17 protein-coding genes and 2 pseudogenes are annotated in these 19,956 nt (G+C 72.8%); 10 read left to right on the top strand and 9 right to left on the bottom strand.

Annotation, left to right across the window (positions count from 1 at the left end; all coding sequences use genetic code 11):
• The first annotated feature begins 157 nt into the window (after nucleotides 1-157).
• The 5 genes and pseudogenes from N4G70_RS30240 to N4G70_RS30260 all read left to right on the top strand — a co-directional run.
• Nucleotides 158-586 (top strand): hypothetical protein, encoded by a 429-nt coding sequence (locus N4G70_RS30240; RefSeq protein WP_261715944.1) that lies wholly within the window; start codon nucleotides 158-160, stop codon nucleotides 584-586.
• Between the two features lie 326 nt (nucleotides 587-912).
• Entirely contained in the window at nucleotides 913-1,776 is an 864-nt protein-coding gene (locus N4G70_RS30245; protein ID WP_261715945.1) for a glycosyltransferase family 2 protein, read from the top strand.
• Entirely contained in the window at nucleotides 1,773-2,849 is a 1,077-nt protein-coding gene (locus N4G70_RS30250; protein ID WP_261715946.1) for a glycosyltransferase family 2 protein, read from the top strand. The genes N4G70_RS30245 and N4G70_RS30250 overlap by 4 nt, the downstream gene beginning before the upstream one ends.
• Entirely contained in the window at nucleotides 2,819-3,622 is an 804-nt protein-coding gene (locus tag N4G70_RS30255) for a polysaccharide deacetylase family protein (RefSeq protein WP_261715947.1), read from the top strand. The genes N4G70_RS30250 and N4G70_RS30255 overlap by 31 nt, the downstream gene beginning before the upstream one ends.
• Nucleotides 3,623-3,818: 196 nt before the next feature.
• Nucleotides 3,819-4,061: pseudogene (locus N4G70_RS30260) on the top strand (hypothetical protein); the annotation flags it as partial.
• 84 nt (nucleotides 4,062-4,145) lie between these two features.
• Here N4G70_RS30260 and N4G70_RS30265 read toward each other — a convergent pair.
• Entirely contained in the window at nucleotides 4,146-5,537 is a 1,392-nt protein-coding gene (locus tag N4G70_RS30265; protein WP_261715948.1) for a xylan 1,4-beta-xylosidase, read from the bottom strand.
• 119 nt (nucleotides 5,538-5,656) lie between these two features.
• Here N4G70_RS30265 and N4G70_RS30270 point away from each other — a divergent pair, with 119 nt between their 5' ends.
• Nucleotides 5,657-6,760 (top strand): DUF5925 domain-containing protein, encoded by a 1,104-nt coding sequence (locus N4G70_RS30270; protein WP_261715949.1) that lies wholly within the window; start codon nucleotides 5,657-5,659, stop codon nucleotides 6,758-6,760.
• Between the two features lie 117 nt (nucleotides 6,761-6,877).
• Here N4G70_RS30270 and N4G70_RS30275 read toward each other — a convergent pair whose 3' ends face one another.
• Nucleotides 6,878-7,252: a GntR family transcriptional regulator gene (locus tag N4G70_RS30275; RefSeq protein WP_261715950.1), complete on the bottom strand. Its 375-nt coding sequence runs from the start codon at nucleotides 7,250-7,252 to the stop codon at nucleotides 6,878-6,880.
• Between the two features lie 121 nt (nucleotides 7,253-7,373).
• Here N4G70_RS30275 and N4G70_RS30280 point away from each other — a divergent pair, with 121 nt between their 5' ends.
• The gene (locus tag N4G70_RS30280) at nucleotides 7,374-7,874 is read left to right on the top strand and encodes a DUF402 domain-containing protein (protein ID WP_261715951.1); all 501 of its coding nucleotides are present in this window, start codon (nucleotides 7,374-7,376) and stop codon (nucleotides 7,872-7,874) included.
• An 80-nt stretch (nucleotides 7,875-7,954) separates the two neighbouring features.
• On the opposite strand, the pseudogene N4G70_RS30285 reads toward N4G70_RS30280, so the two are convergent.
• Both N4G70_RS30285 and N4G70_RS30290 read right to left on the bottom strand, forming a co-directional pair.
• A pseudogene (locus tag N4G70_RS30285) lies at nucleotides 7,955-8,527 on the bottom strand (class I SAM-dependent methyltransferase); the annotation flags it as partial.
• Nucleotides 8,528-8,568: 41 nt separating this feature from the next.
• Entirely contained in the window at nucleotides 8,569-9,045 is a 477-nt protein-coding gene (locus N4G70_RS30290) for a GNAT family N-acetyltransferase (RefSeq protein WP_261715952.1), read from the bottom strand.
• Between the two features lie 204 nt (nucleotides 9,046-9,249).
• On the opposite strand from N4G70_RS30290, the gene N4G70_RS30295 reads away from it, so the two are divergent.
• Nucleotides 9,250-10,308 carry a lytic polysaccharide monooxygenase gene (locus tag N4G70_RS30295; RefSeq protein ID WP_261715953.1) on the top strand — a complete coding sequence of 353 codons (1,059 nt, stop codon included), beginning with the start codon at nucleotides 9,250-9,252 and terminating at the stop codon, nucleotides 10,306-10,308.
• Between the two features lie 74 nt (nucleotides 10,309-10,382).
• Here the strand turns inward: N4G70_RS30295 and N4G70_RS30300 are convergent, their stop codons facing one another.
• Nucleotides 10,383-11,243 carry a triacylglycerol lipase gene (locus N4G70_RS30300; RefSeq protein ID WP_261715954.1) on the bottom strand — a complete coding sequence of 287 codons (861 nt, stop codon included), beginning with the start codon at nucleotides 11,241-11,243 and terminating at the stop codon, nucleotides 10,383-10,385.
• A 370-nt stretch (nucleotides 11,244-11,613) separates the two neighbouring features.
• On the opposite strand from N4G70_RS30300, the gene N4G70_RS30305 reads away from it, so the two are divergent.
• Nucleotides 11,614-12,255, top strand: a complete 642-nt coding sequence (locus N4G70_RS30305; RefSeq protein ID WP_261715955.1) for a hypothetical protein — start codon at nucleotides 11,614-11,616, stop codon at nucleotides 12,253-12,255.
• A 7-nt stretch (nucleotides 12,256-12,262) separates the two neighbouring features.
• Here N4G70_RS30305 and N4G70_RS30310 read toward each other — a convergent pair whose 3' ends face one another.
• The 3 genes from N4G70_RS30310 to N4G70_RS30320 form a co-directional block, all read right to left on the bottom strand.
• Entirely contained in the window at nucleotides 12,263-13,231 is a 969-nt protein-coding gene (locus N4G70_RS30310) for a hypothetical protein (RefSeq protein ID WP_261715956.1), read from the bottom strand.
• On the bottom strand, nucleotides 13,228-16,764 hold the full coding sequence (locus tag N4G70_RS30315) for a DNA polymerase III subunit alpha (RefSeq protein ID WP_261715957.1): 3,537 nt from the start codon (nucleotides 16,762-16,764) through the stop codon (nucleotides 13,228-13,230). The genes N4G70_RS30310 and N4G70_RS30315 overlap by 4 nt, the downstream gene beginning before the upstream one ends.
• Nucleotides 16,765-16,883: 119 nt before the next feature.
• A complete protein-coding gene (locus tag N4G70_RS30320) occupies nucleotides 16,884-17,672 on the bottom strand; it encodes a VOC family protein (RefSeq protein WP_261715958.1) in 789 nt (262 codons plus the stop codon).
• A gap of 162 nt (nucleotides 17,673-17,834) precedes the next feature.
• Here N4G70_RS30320 and N4G70_RS30325 point away from each other — a divergent pair, with 162 nt between their 5' ends.
• Nucleotides 17,835-18,902 carry an ABC transporter permease gene (locus tag N4G70_RS30325; RefSeq protein WP_261715959.1) on the top strand — a complete coding sequence of 356 codons (1,068 nt, stop codon included), beginning with the start codon at nucleotides 17,835-17,837 and terminating at the stop codon, nucleotides 18,900-18,902.
• An 89-nt stretch (nucleotides 18,903-18,991) separates the two neighbouring features.
• On the opposite strand, the gene N4G70_RS30330 is transcribed toward N4G70_RS30325, so the two are convergent.
• Complete coding sequence (locus tag N4G70_RS30330; protein ID WP_261716007.1) at nucleotides 18,992-19,873, bottom strand: slipin family protein; 882 nt, start codon at nucleotides 19,871-19,873, stop codon at nucleotides 18,992-18,994.
• Nucleotides 19,874-19,956: the final 83 nt, after the last annotated feature.

The following is a 19,956-nucleotide window of genomic DNA, read 5'->3' on the forward strand; positions in this document are numbered from 1 at the left end:
GTCAGCAACTCGCGGGTAATCCTTCACCGGAGCCCCACACTCCGCTGACGGAGCGTCAACTGCGGTGCACCGTAAGCGAATCGTCGTATTGACGGGACTGTCCGGACTGCGTCACATTGAAGCCTCGCATCCGGCGCATCGGGGGGAACCGTCGCCAATGCCGACCATCAGTGACAGATCGTCCGCTAGCGCGCTCTTCGCCGACGACCTGCTGTCCGTCCTCGCGGGAGCGGCGCTCGCCGCCTCCGCCGTCGGTGCCGCCCTGGCGCTCGCCGACTCGACCTCTCCCCTGCGCGCGCCGCTCGCGCTCTTCTTCCTGGTGGCCGCGCCCGCGGAAGCCGCCGCTTTCTCGCTGCGCCGGCTGGAACCGCTCACCCGCGCGGTGGCGTCCTTGTCAGGGGCCGTACTCATCGATCTGTCGACCGCCGAAAGCATGACGCGGTGGCACCTCTGGTCGATCCGGAACGGCATCGCGACGGTGGGCGCGATCAGCCTTGTTCTCCTTCTCTGGGGAGCGGGGGTGCGTCGCTCGGGATCCGACCGTGAAAGGTCGGCCGAAAACACGGAGCCGCGCGGTCTCGACTGAGGCCGTGCCCGAAAGACCCAGTCAGCAATTCCGTTTTCCATTCACCCGCGACGGACCATCACGCACGACGGCGCCAGGGGTGGGCTCGGGCGTCACGATGGGGAGCGGCGCGGGGCGCGGCAGGGGGGGTGCCGTGCCCGGTCATGCCTTGCGGCGACCGGGAACACGGGCCGCGCGGCCGGCGAAGCCGACTCACCCGACGCATACGGCGCGCCATGCCGTCATGTCGTCATGACCGGGGTGAGAACCCCCCTTTCGTCACCGGATACCCAACCGGACCGCCCGGGGGCGGGCGGTCCACCGGACGAGAGGGACACCGACGCACCATGAATTCTTTCGCGTGCCCGGCCGCACCGGGCCCAGACCGATGGACGGTGAATTCGCCGACCGGCGACGCCGCATCCGACACCGCCGTCCGAACACCCCCCGCCTACCGGCCGGTCTCCGAGAATCTCGCCATCGCGCCTCCGGTGAGCGTCGTCATCCCGGCGATGAACGAGGCGGAAAACCTTCCGCATGTGTTCAAGACCCTTCCGGACTGGATCCATGAAGTGGTTCTGGTCGACGGGAATTCCACCGACGACACCGTGCGGGTCGCCCGCGAACTGTGGCCCGGTGTCGTGGTCGTCAAACAGGTCGGCAAGGGCAAGGGCGACGCACTGATCAGTGGCTTCGCGGCCTGCACCGGCGACATCATCGTCATGGTCGACGCGGACGGCTCGGCGGACGGCGAGGAGATCGTCAGCTATGTCTCGGCCCTGGTCGGCGGCGCGGACTTCGCCAAGGGGTCCCGCTTCGCCAACGGCGGCGGCACCGACGACATGACCCCGGTCCGCAGGCTGGGCAACGCGGTCCTGTGCGGCATCGTGAACCGCAAGTTCGGCGCCCGCTACACCGATCTCTGCTACGGCTACAACGCCTTCTGGAAGCACTGCCTGGACAGCATCGTGCTCGACTGCTCCGGGTTCGAGATAGAGACCCTGATCAATGTGCGGATCGTCAAGGCGGGCCTGCGCGTCCAGGAGGTCCCCAGCTACGAGTACAACCGGATCCACGGCGTCTCCAACCTCAGCGCGGTACGCGACGGCATCCGGGTCCTGAAGGTCATCCTCAGGGAGAAGGCGGTGCCCCGGGCCCGCCGGCGCACCCAGGCGGTCTTCCTGAACGCGCGGCGGGGAGTGGCGTCTTGACGGGCCGTCAGTTCACGGTGGTGATCTGCGTGTACACCGAGGACCGCTGGGAGGACATCCTGGCGGCGGTCTCCTCGGTGCGCGCGCAGTCGCTGCCGGCCCACGAGACGCTGCTCGTGGTGGACCACAACGAGCGGCTGCGGGCACGGCTCGCCGAGGAGTTCGCGCGGTACACGCACACCGGGGAGGTGCGGGTGCTCGCCAACGCGGGCCCCCGCGGCCTGTCGGCCGGCCGCAACACCGCGCTCAGGGTGGCCCGGGGCGAGTTCGTGGCCTTCCTCGACGACGACGCCGTGGCCGAGCGCGACTGGCTGCGGCACTTCGCGCAGGGGTACGACGACCCCCGGGTGATGGCGGTCGGCGGCCGCACGATGGCCGCCTGGGCGTCGGGGCGCAGGCCCGTCTGGTTCCCCGAGGAGTTCGACTGGATCGTCGGCTGCACCTACCGGGGGCTGCCGACCGGCCGCGCCCAGGTACGCAATGTGCTCGGCGGCAACGCCTCCTTCCGCAGGTCCGCCTTCGACGCCGCGGGCGGCTTCGCCACCGGCATCGGGCGCGACGGCGACAAGCGTCCGCTGGGCTGCGAGGAGACGGAGCTGTGCATCCGGCTCAGCGGGGCGCTGCCCGGCGCCGTCCTGCTCATCGACGACCGCTCGGTGATCCACCACCGGGTCCCTCCGGCCCGCGAACGCTTCGGCTACTTCCGTACGAGGGCGTACGCGGAAGGCCTCTCCAAGGCGCTCGTGGCCCGAAGTGTCGGCTCCGGCAAGGGACTTGAGGCCGAGCGGCGCTACGCCACCCGGGTCCTGCCGGCCGGAGTGGCGCGCGGGATACGGGACGCGGTGCTCGGCCGGACGGGGGGTGCGGGCCGGGCGGGCGCCATCGTGACCGGGGTGGCGGCGGCGGCCGGTGGCTATCTGGTCGGCACCCTACGGGCGCGGCGCGGCTTGGCCCCCTTCGACGTGGCCCCCATCGAGCGCGTACCGGCCGCGGAACCGGGCCAGGAGCCGGAGCACGAGCCGGACGAGGAGGACGAGGCGGCATGCCCACGACGGAACCCGTACCCATCCTGATGTACCACGCGGTGGCGCACAGTCCCGCCGAGGCGGTGTTCGGACTGTCCGTGTCGCCGGATGCCTTCGCCGACCAGATGGAACTGCTCGCCGAGCTCGGGTGCACACCGGTCACCACGGCCGAGCTGGCGTACGCCTGGCGCACGGCGGGATCACTGCCGCGCCGTCCCGTCCTGATCACCTTCGACGACGGCTACGAAGGCGTGCACCGCCATGCCCTGCCGGTCCTCGCCACCTACGGCTTCACCTCCACCCTGTTCGTGTCGACGGCCTGGCTGCGCGGCGCCCACGACGAGGGCGACGCCCCGGACACCATGCTGGACTGGGACCAGGTGCGCGAACTCGCCGCGGCCGGAACCGAGATCGGCGGACACAGCCACAGCCATCCGCAACTCGACCAACTCCCCGATGACAGGCTCTGGTTCGAGACGCTGCGCTGCAAGGAGATCCTCACCGGGGAACTCGGTGAGCGCCCCGTCTCCTTCGCCTATCCCTACGGCTACTCCAACCGGCGGGTGCGCCGCACGGTGCGCTCGGCGGGATTCAGCCAGGCGCTCGCCGTGGGCAACGCGCTCGCCGAGCGGCGCCAGGGCCCCTACGCGCTGAAGCGGATGACGGTCCGGCGCACCACCGTCCTCGACGAGTTCGAACGGCTCGTCCTCGGCAGCGGCCGCGACATCGCGCGCACGTTCGCCGGTGACCGCGCCCTGACCCGGGGGTACGCCCTGGTCCGCCGGGCCCGGGCGGCCGGGCGCGGGCCGGCCGGCGGCTGACGAGCGAGGGGAGGGCGACGGTACCCGTGGCCGAGGTGAGCACCGCCCAGGACTCGGACGGGCCCGCCCCGGACGGGCGCCGGGGCGCGGCCGAGCCCCGGCCCACCGCGTCGGCGGTGTAGTAGCGGGCGGCGCACAGCCAGAAGCCGAGCCCGAGGACCGCGCTGACGCCCGTGTTGAGCATCAGGGCGTAGGCGTTGCGGAAGAGCGGGATGCGATCGCCGCCATGCAGTTCCTCGCCGGGATCACCGCCCTGACCCTGACCGGGGCGATGGCGCGCTTCATCCCGGTGGCGGGCGCGGCCACCGGACGGCTGGTGCGGCGCGCCCATGCGCTGAGCGCGTGCGTCGTGGGCGTGGCCGCCCTCCTCTTCCTGTGGAGGCTGGACTTCTGGGGCCCCTCCCACCGCTTCCTGCACGGCCCCTTCGCGGGCCGGGGTGGGGGTCGCCGAGGTCGCGAGCCTCGTCGTGATCGGGGTGATCGCGGCGGTGAAGCTGATCGGGGTGCTGCGCCCGGCCGGGTCTCAGCGGGGCAGCCAGCGCACCTCGTAGGCGGCCATCGTCAGCGGCCTGCCGTCGACCTTCGCGTCGACGGCGCGGTCGAGGGTGTTGACCACCAGCACGTTCCTGGCGCTCGCGAGCACCCGGACGTTCGGCAGGCCGTCGCCGGCGACGCCCACCGTGGTCAGGGCGGTGCCGGGCGGGAAGGACGCGGCGAACTTCGCGATCAGCGCGTACATGGGCAACTCCCGTCCGCCGTCGCCCTGTTGGGTCGGCGTCCACAGACAGCCGGGGCAGGCGCCGCTCCGCTCCTGCGGGCTCCAGTAGAGCGCGGTCGCGACGCCGCCGCGCGCCAGGGCCATCATGGCGACGGCCTGGGTGGCGAGCCGGCGCCGATCGCTCCAGCCGGACTTCTCGGGCTCGGCGTAGTACTCGGCCCACCACACCGGCAGACCGGTCTCCTCACGCACCCACCGGCTGACGGCGGTCAGTTTGTCGGTGGCGCCGAACGCGTCGGGGACCGGCCGGCCGTCGCGGCCGAAGGAGGCACCGTCGACCACGGCGAAGTCGGCGCCCTTCTTGTGCTTGTTCCAGTAGCTGAAGGCGTCGAGCACCCGCTGGTCCACCGACCCCCAGGGGCCCTTGAGCGCGGACGCGTAGGACTGGTCCTGTGGCCCGTAGCTGTCCATGACCAGATAGGGGCCGCCGACGAGATTGCGCTTGTCGGCCTTCTTCAGCGCCTCGTAGACCTGGTTGTAGAGCCGGGTGTAGCCCTCGTAGTTCCAGCGCTGGGCGGTGTCGTCGTAGAAGCCCTTGAGCTCGTTCCAGACGATGAAGTGCCGTACGTCCGGGTAGCGCCTGGCCACCGTGGCGGCCAGGGCCGCGAAGTCCGCGTAGTGGGCGGGGAGCGGCGCCGACTCCAGGGAGCGCACGCTCCAGTCCGTCGCGGCCGCCCCGGCCCGGCCGCCCTTCATCCAGTCGGGGGCGCAGCACAGGGTGATGACGGGGGTGGCGCCGGTGGAGCGGATGTAGCGCACGCGCCGGTCGAGGTCGGAGAAGTCGTAACGGCCGGGCGAGGGTTCGGGGTTGCCCGCGCCCCAGCCCATGATCGCCTGGTCCTGCGGCAGGCCCTGCCCCGAGAGCAGTTCGCGGGCGCGCGCCACGGCGTCGTCGTCGCCGGTGTCCGCGCTGTACTGGGTGTGTGTGAAGCCCCAGCCGAGCGCGGGGTCGGTGTTGCTCGCGCCGGTCGGCCCGGGCCCGGAGGCGCCCTTGTCCTCCCCCGTGCATCCGGTCGTCGCCACGAGCAGGGCGAGCGCGGCAAGAAGGGCGACAGCCAGGGCCGCCGGGCTCCTGTGCCGGGGCGCCCTGGCGGGTGGCGGGCCGCTCGGGGCAGCGCTTCCTCGACGACGTTCCATCACGGGGCAGCGTATCGGCGGTAGGTGTCATTCCGGCAGGATTCGCCGGAACGGGGACAGAACGTCCCACGAGCGTCAACGGGACAAAACACGTGCGCGCACGGGCGAGTTGCCGGATCATGGGCGCCATGTCCGCACTCCCTGAGGCCGCGCTGCCGATTCGGCTGACCATGGACGACAGCGACTCGCCGTCCGACGTCGTCGACGCGCTCTTCCTCGGCCGCTTCGCCACGGGCGAGCAGCCGTTCTCGCACAGCTCCTCCATCGACCGCGTCAAGAAGGGCCTCAGCCTGCTGCCGCCCGCCGCGAAGGTGCTGCGCGCCGCCCGCGACGACGACCGCAGCGCGACGCTCGCGGAGGGCCCCGGCTGGACCCTGCTCGTCTCGCGCTGGAACCGGGGCGCGGACGTCACGGTGACCGCGACCAGCGAGGAGCTGGCCGAGCAGGTCCTGAAGCAGGCGACCGAAGGCGCCGCGGACGAGCCGGAGCCGCAGCCCGAGAACGTCACGATGGGCTTTTGGTACGTGTCGCCCCGGCGCGGCCCGCACCGCACGACGCGGCAGATCACGGCGGGCACCTGGGACGAGGTACGGCCCAACTACACGGCGCCGGTGGCCGACGGGCTCGACCGCCTGATGAAGATGACCCCGGACGACATCGCGGGCCGGCTGCTCCTGCTGCACGGCCCGCCGGGCACCGGCAAGACCTCGGCGCTGCGCACCCTGGCGCGGTCCTGGCGCGACTGGTGCCAGGTGGACTGTGTGCTGGACCCCGAGCGGCTCTTCAACGACGTCGGCTATCTGATGGACATCGCGATCGGTGAGGACGACGGCAGCGCGAAGGGCCGCTGGCGCCTGCTGCTCCTGGAGGACTGCGACGAGCTGATCCGCGGCGAGGCCAAACACACGGCGGGCCAGGCCCTTTCGAGGCTGCTCAACCTGACCGACGGTCTGCTCGGCCAGGGCCGCAACGTGCTGGTCGGCGTCACGACCAACGAGGACCTGGAACGCCTGCACCCTGCGGTGGTCCGGCCCGGCCGCTGTCTGGCCCGCATCGAGGTCGGCGCGCTGACCCGGTCGGAGGCGATCGGCTGGCTGGGCACGGACGAGGGCGTCGCACACGACGGCGCCACCCTGGCCGAGCTGTACGCCCTGCGCCGGGGGACCTCGCCGGCCTCGGTCCCGGACCAGCGCCCGGGGGCGGACGCGGGGTTGTATCTGTAGGACCCGTAGGACGTGTAGGGCCTGAAGGACGCCGAGGGGCCGGGTGCGCCGCGCGGCGCCCCGGCCCCGGCACGTTCCGGTTCGTCCCGCGCGCGGTCCGTCCCCGGCGCCCCGGGCCTACGTGCCGTACGCCGCCCGCAGCGCTTCCTCGATCGCGGTGCGGGCCGCTTCGCGGCTCAGGCCGAGCCTGCGGGCCTCCGCCGCGTAGGTGGCCGCCGCCGCCGCGGCGAGGCGCTCCGAGGCGTCCCCCGCCGCCGCGATGAACGTCCCGTTGCGGCCCCGGGTCTCGATGACCCCGTCGGCCTCCAGGGCCCGGTACGCCTTGGCCACCGTGTTCGCGGCGAGGCCCAGGTCCTCGGCGAGGCCGCGGACCGTGGGCAGTTTGAAGCCCACCGGCAGCTTTCCCGAGCGGGCCCGGTCGGCGATCTGGGCGCGCAGTTGCTCGTACGGCGCGGTGGCCGCGCCCGGGTCGATCACGATCTTGAGGGTCACCGTCCGATTCTCCCCCGCGCCGGAGCCGGACGGAAATGGGGAGGCGGCGGTGCCGACGCCCCGCGTAGCGTGCGGTCGAGGTCATGGTCGGCCCGCGCAAACCCTGCCACGGAGGTATGTGATGTCCACGAGCTCGGCCGAGGCCGGCGCCCGTATCGAGATCGTTCTCGTCAAGGCCGGTCGTACGAAGCTGCGTTACCCCGCGTCGGTGGTCTGTGACGACGGGACCCGGCTGAGCGTGCGCGCACCCTGGGCCGCGGAGGGCGTCCGTGACTTCGGCTTCGTACGGTTCGAGCCGGGCGATGTGTTCACCGAGCACTACTGGCGCGACCGCTGGTACGCGGTGAAGGAGGTCCGGGACGCCGGCTCGGTGCTCAAGGGCTGGTACTGCGACATCACGCGGCCCGCGGTGGTCGCGGACGGCGAGGTGCTGTCCGAGGATCTCGACCTCGACCTCTGGCTCTCGGCCGACGGCGCCACCGTACTGCGCCTGGACGAGGACGAGTTCGCGGAGAGCGGGCTCGCCGAACGCGACCCCGAGGCGGCGGCCCGCGCGCTGGCCGCCCTGGAGGAGCTCGAACTCCTGGCGAAACTCGGTCGGTTCATGTCCCTGATCGACTGAGCCGCTCCCCGGCGCGGGGGCGCGCGGCGCCGGACGGCGCCCTCCCCCGTGTCCTCGCCGACCCGGTGTCAGGCCGCGAGCGCCGTGGCGACCACCACATACCGATCGTCGTCCACCTCGCGGCCCCACAACCGCGCATCGCCCGACAGCCGTTCGTGGCGGACCTCGGCGGTCAGCCCCTCCAGCGTCGCGGTGAGGCGCTCGGCGGGTATCCCGGTGCCGTTCCACACTCCCTCGACCAGGATGAGCCGGCCGCCCGGGCGCAGCAGCGACCACCAGTGCCGCAGCGCCGCTTCGTCATCGGGCAGCGCCCACACCACATGGCGGGCCAGGATCACGTCGAAGGCGCGCCCCTCGACGGGCGGCCGTGCCGCGTCGCCGATCAGCACCTCGGCGCCGGTGCCGGCCAGCTTGGCGCGGGCCCGCTCGGTCATCCGGGGCGACAGATCGACGCCGGTGACCCGAAAGCCCCGCGCGGCGGCCAGCAGCGACAGGCTGCCGGTGCCGCAGCCGAGGTCGAGGAGCTCGCCGGGGCGGTGCGGCAGCCAGCCGCCGAGGCGCTCGTCCCAGGCGGCGCGCACCACGGGGTCGAGCAGCCCGTGGTCCGGCTCCTGATCGAAGGTGTCCGCGGCGTCGTCCCAGTCGATGTCCATGTCCCGATGCTGCCAGGCGCCACTGACAATCGGTCCGGCGATCAGTCGCGGTCCGGGCCCGCCCCGGCCGGCGGGGCCAGCACCTTGCGGTAGTGGAGGCGGTCGTACGGCCCCCGCACCCGCCGCTCGACGAGTTCGTACCCGTACCGCGGATAGATCTTCTGGTTCTCCCACATCATCGCGTTGGTGTAGAGCCGGACTTCGGGCAGTCCGAGCGCCCGCGCGTGGTCGTCCACGAAGTGCAGCAGCCTGCCTCCCAGGCCCGTGCCCTTGACGTCTGGGTGGACGGAGATCGAGTCCAGGAACAGATGGTCGGGCTCGGCGACGAGGACGAGCACCCCGACGACCGGGTCGCCCGCGACGAAGACCCGTCCCGCCGCCACATTGGCCGCGTGGTCGGCCTCCATGGGGGCCGGCACGACGCCGATGCGTTCGATGTAGTGGTGGTAGGCGGCTTCGGTGACCTCCTTCACGCGGGGCACGTCGTCGGGGCGGGCGAGCCGGATCCAATCGTTCATGGGGACACGGTACGTCGCGGGCGGCGCCGTTCTTAATGAGTTCTGAGTGGCCTCTTAACGCGACCATAAGGATCGCCATCACCCGCTCCCAGCAGGGGATTTCACGGTTTTCCGGGGCTAGCGTGCTGATCGCCGGACGGGATGTCCGGCCGTCGCGCACCCCACGCGCCCCCTGCCCGCGCACCGTTGAAGGAGTACCCCACGATGACCTTCCCCCAGCTCTCCACCGCGTTCGAGCAGCGGGGGTCCCGCCGGCGCGGGGCCGTCGTCATCGCCGCCGCCCTGGGGGTGGCGCCGCTCGCCCTGACGGGTCTCGCGGCCGGGCCGGCCGCGGCCCACGGCTCCATGACGGACCCGGTCAGCCGGGTCTCCGCCTGTTACGCGGAGGGCCCCGAGAGCCCCAGGTCGGCCGCGTGCAAGGCGGCGGTGGCGGCCGGCGGGGCGCAGGCCCTGTACGACTGGAACGGGGTGAACATGGCCAACGCCGCGGGGAAGTCGAAGCAGATCATCCCGGACGGCAAGCTGTGCAGTGGCGGCAACGACAAGTACAAGGGCCTCGACCTGCCGCGCGCAGACTGGCCGGCCACCACGCTCTCGGCGGGCGAGCACACCTTCCGTTACAAGGGGACGGCGCCGCACAAGGGGTCGTTCGCGCTGTACATCACCAAGGCGGGCTACGACCCGTCGAAGCCGCTCGCCTGGTCGGACCTGGAGGCGACCCCGTTCGCCGAGGTCAGCGACCCGCCGATGCGGGGCGGCGACTATGTCTTCGAGGGGAGGATCCCGGCGCGTTCGGGCCGCCATCTGATCTATTCGATCTGGCAGCGCTCCGACAGCCCCGAGGCCTTCTACACCTGCTCCGACGTGGTGTTCGGCAAGGACGGCGGCGCGGGCGCACCGGCGCCGAAGGCCTCCGCGCCCACCGACCAGGAGATCGCGGACGGTGCGGCCAAGTCGACGGTCCAGCACCACCACGGCGCCGCGACCCCGGGCGCGCAGCCGAGTTCGGTCCCGGCGGCGGGCGCCGCGACCCCGGGCAACCAGCCGGGCCCGAACGAGGCCGCGGCGGCCACCCCCGTCGGTACGGCAGGCGGCACCGGCACGACGGATGCGACCGGCACGCGCAGTCTCGCGGAGACCGGAGGCGACGGCAGCACCTCCTACCTCGCCGTCGGCGGCGCGGGCGCGATCGCGCTGGGCGCGGCGGCGCTCTTCGCGACGCTCCGCCGCAAGAGCCTGGCGACCGGCCGGCACAGCCGCTGACCCGTACCGCACACCGCCCCCTCCCGGATCCCGGGAGGGGGCGGACGCGTGGGGCGGAGCGGTGCGACGGAGGGTCAGCCGAGGGCGGCGGCGCAGGTGGTGGGGGTGGCGTGCGCCGGATCCAGCGCGTTGGCCACCTCGTGGTAGGCGACGCGGTCGGTGAGGCCGATCGCCACGTGCTCGGAGAGGTCGAGCGCGCACTTGTCCTGGATGAGGATGTTGTTGACGTCGGGACCGTTCAGGAACTGCGAGCGGTAGGGGGTGACCACCTCGTCGTACTGGGACGCGATGACCGTGTAGTGGACGCCGGGCACGGTGTCGCCGCCCTGGTTCAGCTTGGTGACGAAGGGGGAGCCCGCGATCTGGTCCGCGAGTCCGGGGGTGGCGAGCGTCAACAGGTCCTGGGCGCCGGGGAAGTAGGGCAGGAGCCGGGTCAGGCCGTCCAGGGTGGTGCCGTGGTTGTCGGGGGCGATGCCGACGAGGGCGTTGACCTTGGCGGCGCCGCCGAGGAACTTCAGGTACCAGCGCGGCATCATGCCGCCCTGGGAGTGACCCACCAGATCGGCCTTGGGCGTGCCGGTCGCGGCGAGCACCTTGTCGACGAAGGTGGCGAGTTGGGCCGCCGACTTGTCGATGGGGCCGAGGCCGTCGAAGAGGGGGACCCCGGGGAGTTGGCCGTAGTCGAGGGAGAAGACGCAGTACCCGCGGTCGACCAGATACGGCGCGAGGGCCAGCCAGTTGTCGGTGCCGTTGCCGAAGGTGCCGTGTACGAGGACGACGGGCCGGGGGTGGGCGGCGGAGGGCCGGCAGGAGTAGTTGTTCCAGCCACTGCTCGGCGCGGACTGGGCGTGCGCGGCGGTGGCCGGAGCGAGCGAGGCCGCGGCGGCCAGCAGGAGCGCCGAGAGCGGTCTGAGCACACGTTTCCAGGGCAGCATCGGGTGATCTCCTTGCGGCTCAAGGGAGTTGCGATGGGGGATTCGCCCTGCGGCCCGGACCACAAGTGAGGTGCCGTACGGGGTGATGTACGGGGCGTGCTCACGCCAAATTACGCACGAGTAGCCCAGGAGTGAAGTTACGCGTCGGTAAAAACTGTGGTGCCGGAAGGCGACGGTCCCGCGTCGCTTTCCCGACTACCGCCGCGTCGCTTTCCCGACTGCCGCCGCGCCGCTTTCCCGCCTGCCGCGTCCCGGTTGTCGGGGGTTGGCAACGACAGCGCCCCCTTTCGTCCCAGTCCGGTCACTTCACGCTGGGTGGCGCCGGCGTCGCGGTACGTTCACGGCGAGTGCCACAGCCTTGGGGGAAACCATGCGCAAGATCCTGCTCACGAGCGCCGCGACAGCCTGTCTCGCCCTGACCGCCTGCGGCCCGGGCGGCGGCTCCGACCACCGGCCGTCCACCGCCGCGTCCACGCCCTCGGGCTCCTCCAGCAGCGGCTCGGCCACACCGGGTCCGGGGGCCGGAGGGGGGCAGAGCGCGCTGGAGTTCGGCGTCCCGGCCCGGACGGTGGGGGCCAAACTCGTCGGCATCCTGGAGATCACGCCGACGTCCGTCGTGCACGTCGGGCGGGCGAACGGAACGGCCTCGCGGTTCGGCACCTTCGTCGTCGTCACGACCAAGGACGCCTCGCTGACCGCCAACGCCGCGGACGAGGAGCCCGCCAACGGCACGAAGGGGGGCTGGCGCTGGATCGCCGCCAACGGGCAGAGCGTCGCCGAGAACAACGGCAGCGCCTCCAGGGTCTCGGTGACCGGATACGAGGGCGCCGGCAGGATCGAGCCGGGGACCTCGCAGCCGCGCTCCGAGGTCTTCGATCTGACGCCGGAGCAGGCCGGGCCGGGCGCCACCCTCGTCTACACGGACGCCACCGGCAGCGAGAACCGCTGGAAGGTGCCGGCCGCCGACTCGGGGCCCGAGGCGGCGGACGTCAAACGGCGACTGGCTTCCTGACGAACGATCAGGCCGCCTTCGAGAGGGCTCCCGGGATGATGGCGCGGGGGCCGAACTTGGCCCGGGCCCGGTCGGCCACCTCCTCGATGCGGCGGGCCCGCTCGTCCTCGGGGGCGAACGTCAGCTGGTGCGCCGCGTGTTCGGCCGCCATGAGCCCCTCGGCGCGCAGGGAGATGCCGCGCACCCTGGCCCGTTGCAGGCCGAGGGCCGAGTGGAGGGCGTAGCCGAGCTCGGCCAGCGCGGGCGAGTGGGCCGAGGGCTCGCGCAGGGTGCGGGTGCGGGTGGTGGTGGACCGGTCGGCGTAGCGCACGGTGAGGGCGAGGGAGCGGCACACCTGGTCGGCGCCGCGCAGCCGGACGCCCAGTTCCTCCGCGAGGGAGAGCAGCGCCCGGCGCTGGCGTACCGGGTCCAACTCGTCGCGGGGGAAGGACCGTTCGGCCGCGAGCGAGCGTGCGGAGGCGTTCGGCACGACGGGGGTGCGGTCGATGCCGCGGGCGCGCTCCTGGAGGTCGCGGCCCTGCCGGGCGCCGAGGATCCGCTGGACGGTGCCGGGCGGGGCCGCGGCGAGGCGGCCCGCCGTGTCGAGGCCGTACGCGCAGAGGGTGCGGGCGGTCGAGCGGCCGACACCGTCCAGGGCGCGGACCGGCTGCGTGGCGAGGTAGCGGTCCACCTCGTCGGGGCGCACCGTGCGGGTCGTGCCGGGACCGGCGTCCCGGGCGGCCATCCTGGCCAGCATCGGGTTGGGCGCGAGTCCGATCGCGCAGTCCAGGCCGAGGTGGGCGAGCGCGCGGACCCGCAGGACGGCGGCGAGCTGTCCGGCGTCCTGCCCGAAGTACTTCTCGGCGCCCGCGAGGTCGGCGAGGAGGCCCTCGGGGGGCAGGGCCTGGACGACCGGGGTGAGGCCCTCGGCGAGGGCGACCAGCGCGGGAAGCGCCGCTCCCGTGTCGTCGAGGACGAAGCGTGCACAGAGGATCATCCGGCGCTCCCCGGGCTCGAATGCCACAACTTCCGCCCGGTGGCAGCTCCTTCGCCCGCCGGGCGCAGATCGGCCCAGGGGTTCAGTTCGTAGCCGGTGGACAGGTGGATGCGGCGGCCGTGGTCGGCGGCGGGGCCGGGCGGAGTGGCGGGCGGGGTGTCGGTTCCGGGTCCGGCCGGGGTGTCCGCCCGTGGTCCGGGCGCGGTGCCGGCGGTGGGGGCGGGTGGTTCGGGCGGGGCCGCGAGGCGGGACGAGACGGCGTCCAGGCCGCCCTCGCGGCGCAGTTCGGCGAGTTCGGCCAGGTTCCAGGCGCGGGCGCCCACCACGCTGAGGCTGCGCGGGCCGCGCCGCTGCACCACGCCCCGCACGAGGAGCAGCCAGGAGTGGAAGACGGTGTAGGCGCAGGCGTCGTGGCTGTCGTCGAAGAAGGCCAGGTCGACCAGGCCCGTGCCGTCGTCCAGGGTGCTGAAGACGACCCGCCTGCCGGAGCGGATGGGCGGGGTCTGGGTGGCCGCCTTGGCGCCCGCGACCAGGACGGTCTGTCCGTGCTCGGCCTCGCGCAGCCGCTTGGCGGAGAGGACGCCGAGCTCGTTCAGGAACGCCGTGTGATCCTCCATCAGATGGCGGGAGGTGTCCATGCCGAGCACGCCGAGCTCGGCGCTGAGCCGCTCCGCCCCGTCCAGGTCGGGCAGCCCCGCACCGGCCGTCAACTGGCCTCCGTCCAGCGGGAGTTGACCGCCGGGTGCGCGGCGGGCGCCGTGGAGTTCGGACAGGTGGAGCAGCAGGTCGCGCCGGTTGGCGCCGAACGCGTCGAGCGCGCCGATCCGGGCGAGCCGTTCGGCGACCGGCCGGCTCGGCCTGGCCCGCTGCCAGAAGTCGCGCAGCGAGGCGTAGGGGCGGCCCGCCTCGATGCGCGCGCTCTCGGCCTCGCTGATGCCGTGGACGTCACAGAGGGCGAGCCGCACCCCCCAGGTACCGGACACCAGTTCGATTGTGTGGGCGACCGAGGACCGGTTCACATCCACCGGCAGGATCGGCACCCCGCGCCGCCGCGCGTCCGCGAGCAGCAGGCGCTTGGGGTACATCCCGGGGTCATGGGTGAGCAGCCCGGCGTAGAAGGCGGCCGGGTGGTGCGCCTTGAGCCAGGCCGACTGGTAGGTCGGCACCGCGAACGCGACGGCGTGCGCCTTGCAGAAGCCGTACGACCCGAAGGCCTCGATGATCTCCCAGGTGCGGGCGATCACCTCGGGCGTGTAGCCGCGCTCCTCGGCACGCTGGGCGAACCAGACCTTGATGCCCGCCTGCGACTCCCGGTCGGAGAGCCCGCGCCGCACCCGGTCGGCCTCGCCCCGGCCGCAGCCGGTCATGATGTTCACCATCTCGATGATCTGCTCGTGGAAGACGACCACCCCGTAGGTGTCGCGCAGCGCGTCCGCCAGGTCGGGGTGCGGGAAGTGGACCGGGGCCCGGCCGTGCCGCGCCTCGATGAACGGGCGCACCATGTCGGCCGCGACCGGCCCGGGGCGGAACAGGGAGATGTCGACGACGAGGTCGTGGAAGGTGGACGGCTGGAGCCGGCCGACCAGGTCGCGCTGGCCGGGCGACTCGATCTGGAAGCAGCCCAACGTCTCGGTGGACTGGATGAGTTGGTACGTCTTCCGGTCGCCCGGCGGGACCTGTGCCGGGTCGTCGATGTCGAGTTCCTCGCCGGTGGCCCGGCCGATCTCGGCGACCGCGTGGGCCATCGCGGACTGCATCCGGACCCCGAGCACGTCCAGCTTGAGCAGGCCGAGGTCCTCCACGTCCTCCTTGTCGAACTGGGACATGGGGAAGGGGGCACCCCCCTGGCCCTTGAGGCCCAGGGGGACCTCCCCCCTGGTGGGCATCACGGGCGTACGCCGCAGCAGCGAGGCGTCCGAGAGCAGCACGCCGCACGGGTGCATGGCGATGCCGCGCGGCAGGGCGTCCAGGGCTTCGACGAGCTCCCAGAGTTTGCCGTACTTCTCCATCTCCCCTGCCAGGTACCGCAGTTCGGGCAGTTCCTTCAGGGCGGTGCGGGCGTCGCGGGCCCGGATGTGCGGGAAGGACTTGGCGATCTTGTCGATCACCGCCGGGTCCATGGACAGGGCCGCGCCCACGTCCCGGACGGCGTGCCGCACCCGGTAGGTCTCGGGCATGGCCACGGCGGCCACCCGCTGGGTGCCGAAGCGGTCGATGATCGCGCGGTAGACGTCGAGCCGGCGGGCGGACTCCACGTCGATGTCGATGTCGGGCAGCACCGGCCGCCGGGTGGACAGGAAGCGCTCCATCAGGAGCCCGCTCTCCACCGGGTCGGCGTGGGCGATGCCGAGCAGGTGGTTGACGAGCGAGCCCGCGCCGGAGCCGCGCGCGGCCACCCGGATGCCCATCTCCCGTACGTCGTCGACGACTTGGGCGACGGTGAGGAAGTACGAGGCGTACCCCCAGTGCGCGATGATGTCCAGCTCGTGGTGCATCCGCTCCCAGTACGCGCGCCGCCCCTCGTATCCGCGCAACACCATCCCGGCCGCGGCCCGGGAGGCGAGGACCCGCTGGGGGGTGCGGTCGGCCGCGCCGACCAGATGCGGTTCGGGGAAGTGGGCGAAGGTCTTGATGCCGAGGTCGTCCTGGGGGTCGACGAGGCATTCGGCGGCGGTCTCCTCGGTCATGGCGAGGAGCCGGTGGGCGACGTCGCGCCGCCAGCCGGCCGCTTCGGCGACCCTTTCGGCGATCTTGAACATGGCGTCCGGCCCCTTGAGCCAGCGCTCCCCGCTGTCGAACGGCGGCCGCACCGGCACCAGGCGCCGTGCCGCGTCCAGCACATCGGCGACCGGTCCCTGGCCGGGGTCGGCGTAGCGGGCGGCGTTGGTCAGGACGGCGCGTACGCCCTGTTCGGCGGCGAGGCCGACGGTGCGCGCGGCGAGCCGCAGCGAGCCGGGTCCCGTCCCCGTGAGCCCGTGGTGGACGGCTTCGAGGCGGAGCGCGTCGCCGTAGAGCTCCCGCCAGGGCGCGAGCAGTTTCGCGGCCCGGTCGGGACGGCCCGCGCTCAGCGCGCGGCCGACCTCGGAGGCGGGGCCGAGCAGCACGGTGAGCCCCTGGGCGGGCAGGTCGGCGGGGGCGAGCAGGGGGCGGCCCCCGGCGGTGTGCGCGGCGCTGACCAGGCGGCAGAGCTCGGCCCAGCCGGCCGCGCCGTCACGGGCGAGGAAGGTGACCCGGGGGGCGGATTCGTCGACGAAGGCGCCGCCGCGCACGGGCGTGCGCCGGGCCTGGCCCCGGGCGGGACCGGGGTCCCCCAGGTGTTCCGCCACCGCGAGTTCGGCTCCGAACAGCGGCCGGATGCCCGCCTTGGCGCAGGCCTTGGCGAAGCGGACCGTGCCCGCGAGGGTGTCCCGGTCGGTCAGCGCGAGGGCGTCCATGCCGCGTTCGACGGCACGTTCGGCCAGCCGCTCCGGGTGGGAGGCTCCGTACCGCAGGGAGAACCCGGACACGGTGTGCAGATGCGTGAAGCCGGTCATCCGCACCTCCTACCGATCCGTTCTCACCTCCCCCTCCCTTCCACCATAGACCAGTTCGAACGTGCGTGCGACACACCTGTTCGAATACCCATGAGGCGGCTCCGCAGGTGTTCGAGGACTCAGGCCGTGGCGCTGGTGATCAGCGCGAAGGGGGCGCCGAACGGGTCGAGCAGCATCGCGACGCGCCCCACGCCCGGGGCGTCCATGGCCGGGATGATGAGGGTGCCGCCGAGCCCCTGGGCCGTGGCCACCAGGGCGTCGCAGTCCTCGACCTCGAAGTACGGGTGCCACTCGGAGGTCGAGCCGGCGTCCAGGTTCTCCCGGGGCAGCTGCATGATGCCGCCGTGCATGGTCTGCTCGCCGCCGCCCGCGGGCCCGGCGATGCTGTAGGTGAGGCCGTCACCCATGGGCATGTCGCGGGTCTCCCACCCCAGGACGCTGCCGTAGAACGCCTTCACCGCGGCCGCGTCGGTGGTGTACAGCTCGATCCAGCTCACGCTGCCGGGCTCGTTGACGATCTCCAGACCGTCGGTCTCCCGGGGTTCCCACACCGCGAACTCGGCGCCCGCCGGGTCGGTGAAGCCGGCCATCCGGCCCTCCGTGAAGACGTCCATCGGCGGGAAGCGGACCGTGCCGCCCGCCTGCTCGACGGCCTTGGCGGTGGCGTCGGCGTCCACCGTGCGGAAGTACACCGTCCAGGCGGAGCGCGCCCCCTCCTCGGTCAGCGGTCCGATCGCGGCCAGCGTCCTGCCGTCCTGGCGCAGGAAGCCGTAGCCGCCGGCCTCCGGCCCCGCGGACTGGAACCGCCAGCCGAACAGACCGGTGTAGAAAGTGACGGCCGCGTCGATGTCGGGGGTCCCGAGGTCGAGCCAGTTCAGCCCGCCCGGCACCTGGGTGGAGGTCAGCATGGTGGTGCTCCTGTCGCGTGCGTCGCGCTGCCCGGGACGAGGGCCCCGGCATCCGTTCCCAGCCTGGCAGCGGGAACCCGGCCCCGACAGCCGGACGCCCCGGGTCAGCCATTCGGCCCCGCCCCGCCTGCGTGGGCGCACGGTGCGGCAGAGCGTAGGGGCATGACTTTCGTCGACGAGGTGAAGACCGCCGTCTCCGTACGGGCCGCCCTGCTGGTCATCGGCGTACTGGGGCTGATGGTCGCCTTCATCGCGTCCTACGCCGGCGCCTTCCACAACCCCGAGCCGAAGGACATCCCCTTCGCCGTGGTCGCGCCCCAGCAGATCAGCGGGCAGCTCGTCGAGCGGCTGGGAGCGCTGCCCGGCGATCCGCTGGACGTGCGCACGGCCAAGGACGAGGCCGACGCCACCCGGCAGGTGCGCGACCGCCGCATCGACGGGGCCCTGATCGTCGACCCGCGGGGCACCACCGACACGGTGCTGGTGGCGAGCGGCGGCGGGGCCTCGCTCGCGCAGGCCGTGGAGGCGATCACGACAGCGGCCGAGAAGGCGCAGCAGCGCACGGTCAAGGTGGTCGACGTCGCGCCCGCCGCGCGCCAGGACTCCCGGACGCTGTCCGCGTTCTACCTCGTCGTCGGCTGGTGTGTGGGCGGCTATCTGTGCGCCGCGATCCTGGCGATCAGCGCGGGAGCCCGGCCCGCCAACACCCATCGCGCGCTGATCCGGCTCGCGGTGCTCGCGCTGTACTCGATCGCCGCGGGGCTCCTGGGCGCGCTCATCATCGGGCCCGTCCTCGGCGCGCTGCCCGGCAGCTACCTCGGCCTCTCCGGGCTCGGCGCGCTGGTCGTGTTCGCGGTGGGGGCCACCACCCTCGCCTTCCAGGGCCTCGCCGGTGTCGTCGGCATCGGCCTGGCGATCCTGGTCATCGTCGTGCTCGGCAACCCGAGCGCGGGCGGCGCCTATCCGTACCCGCTGCTTCCCCCGTTCTGGCGGACGATCGGGCCCGGCCTCCCGCCGGGCGCCGGCACCTGGGCGGCCCGCTCCATCGCGTACTTCCGGGGCGAGTCGATCAGCGGCCCGCTCCAGGTCCTTTCGATCTGGGCGCTGCTCGGCGCCGTGGTCACGCTGGTCCTGGCCGGGTTCCGCCGCGACCCGGGTACGCCGGTGGGCTCGGCCACCTCCGGCGCCTCGCCCGTCGCGCCGGAGATGCCCAACAGGCCTGCCGCGTAAGGGAGATGGCCTCTCCCCCACGTACACCCCGGGAGAGCGGACGGGGCCGCCCCTCGTGGCGACAGGGAAGCGGATCGGACGGCGCACCTTCACAAGCTTTTCGCCGGGTCGCTTCCCTCTCCCACGATCTCCGAATGCGCCTGCGCCGCCGGCACGTCCGCGGCAACGGATTCCACCGGCGCGGCCGCGGGTTTCGCCGGCTCGGCGGCGGGCTGCTGGGCGCGCTCCAGGAACCTCAGGAGTTCCACCGGGAACGGCAGGACCAGCGTCGAGTTCTTCTCGGCGGCCACCGCCACCACGGTCTGCAACAGCCTCAATTGGAGGGCGGCGGGCTGCTCCGACATCACCGCGGCCGCCTCGGCCAGCTTCTTGGAGGCCTGGAGCTCGGCGTCCGCGTTGATGACCCGCGCCCGCCGTTCACGGTCGGCCTCCGCCTGGCGGGCCATCGAGCGCTTCATCGTCTCCGGCAGCGACACGTCCTTGATCTCGACGCGGTCGATCTGCACACCCCACCCCATGGCCGGGCTGTCGATCATCAGCTCAAGGCCCTGGTTGAGCTTCTCCCGGTTCGACAGCAGGTCGTCCAGGTCGCTCTTGCCGATGATCGAACGCAGCGAGGTCTGCGCCATCTGCGAGACCGCGAACTGGTAGTCCTCGACCTGGATGACCGCGTCGGCGGCGTCGATCACCTTGAAATAGATCACCGCGTCGACCCGGACCGTGACGTTGTCCCGGGTGATGCCGTCCTGCGCGGGCACCGGCATCGTCACGATCTGCATGTTCACCCTGCGCAGCCGGTCGACGAAGGGCACGATCAGCGTGAGGCCGGGCCCGCGCACCGATTCCCGCAGCCTGCCGAGCCGCAGCACCACTCCGCGCTCGTACTGCTTGACGACCCGTGCCGCGGCCAGCGCGTAGACGACGCCGGCTGATCCGGCGGCGATGCCGGCCGCCACCACTGCCTCGACCATCACGGCCCCCAAGGGTCCGAATCGGACGTGTACCTCGACGGTAACTCCGTGGCTGCCCCAAAGGGAGACCCCGGGAGACCCCG

Source organism: Streptomyces sp. ASQP_92 (assembly GCF_025399895.1).
Taxonomy (GTDB): domain Bacteria; phylum Actinomycetota; class Actinomycetes; order Streptomycetales; family Streptomycetaceae; genus Streptomyces.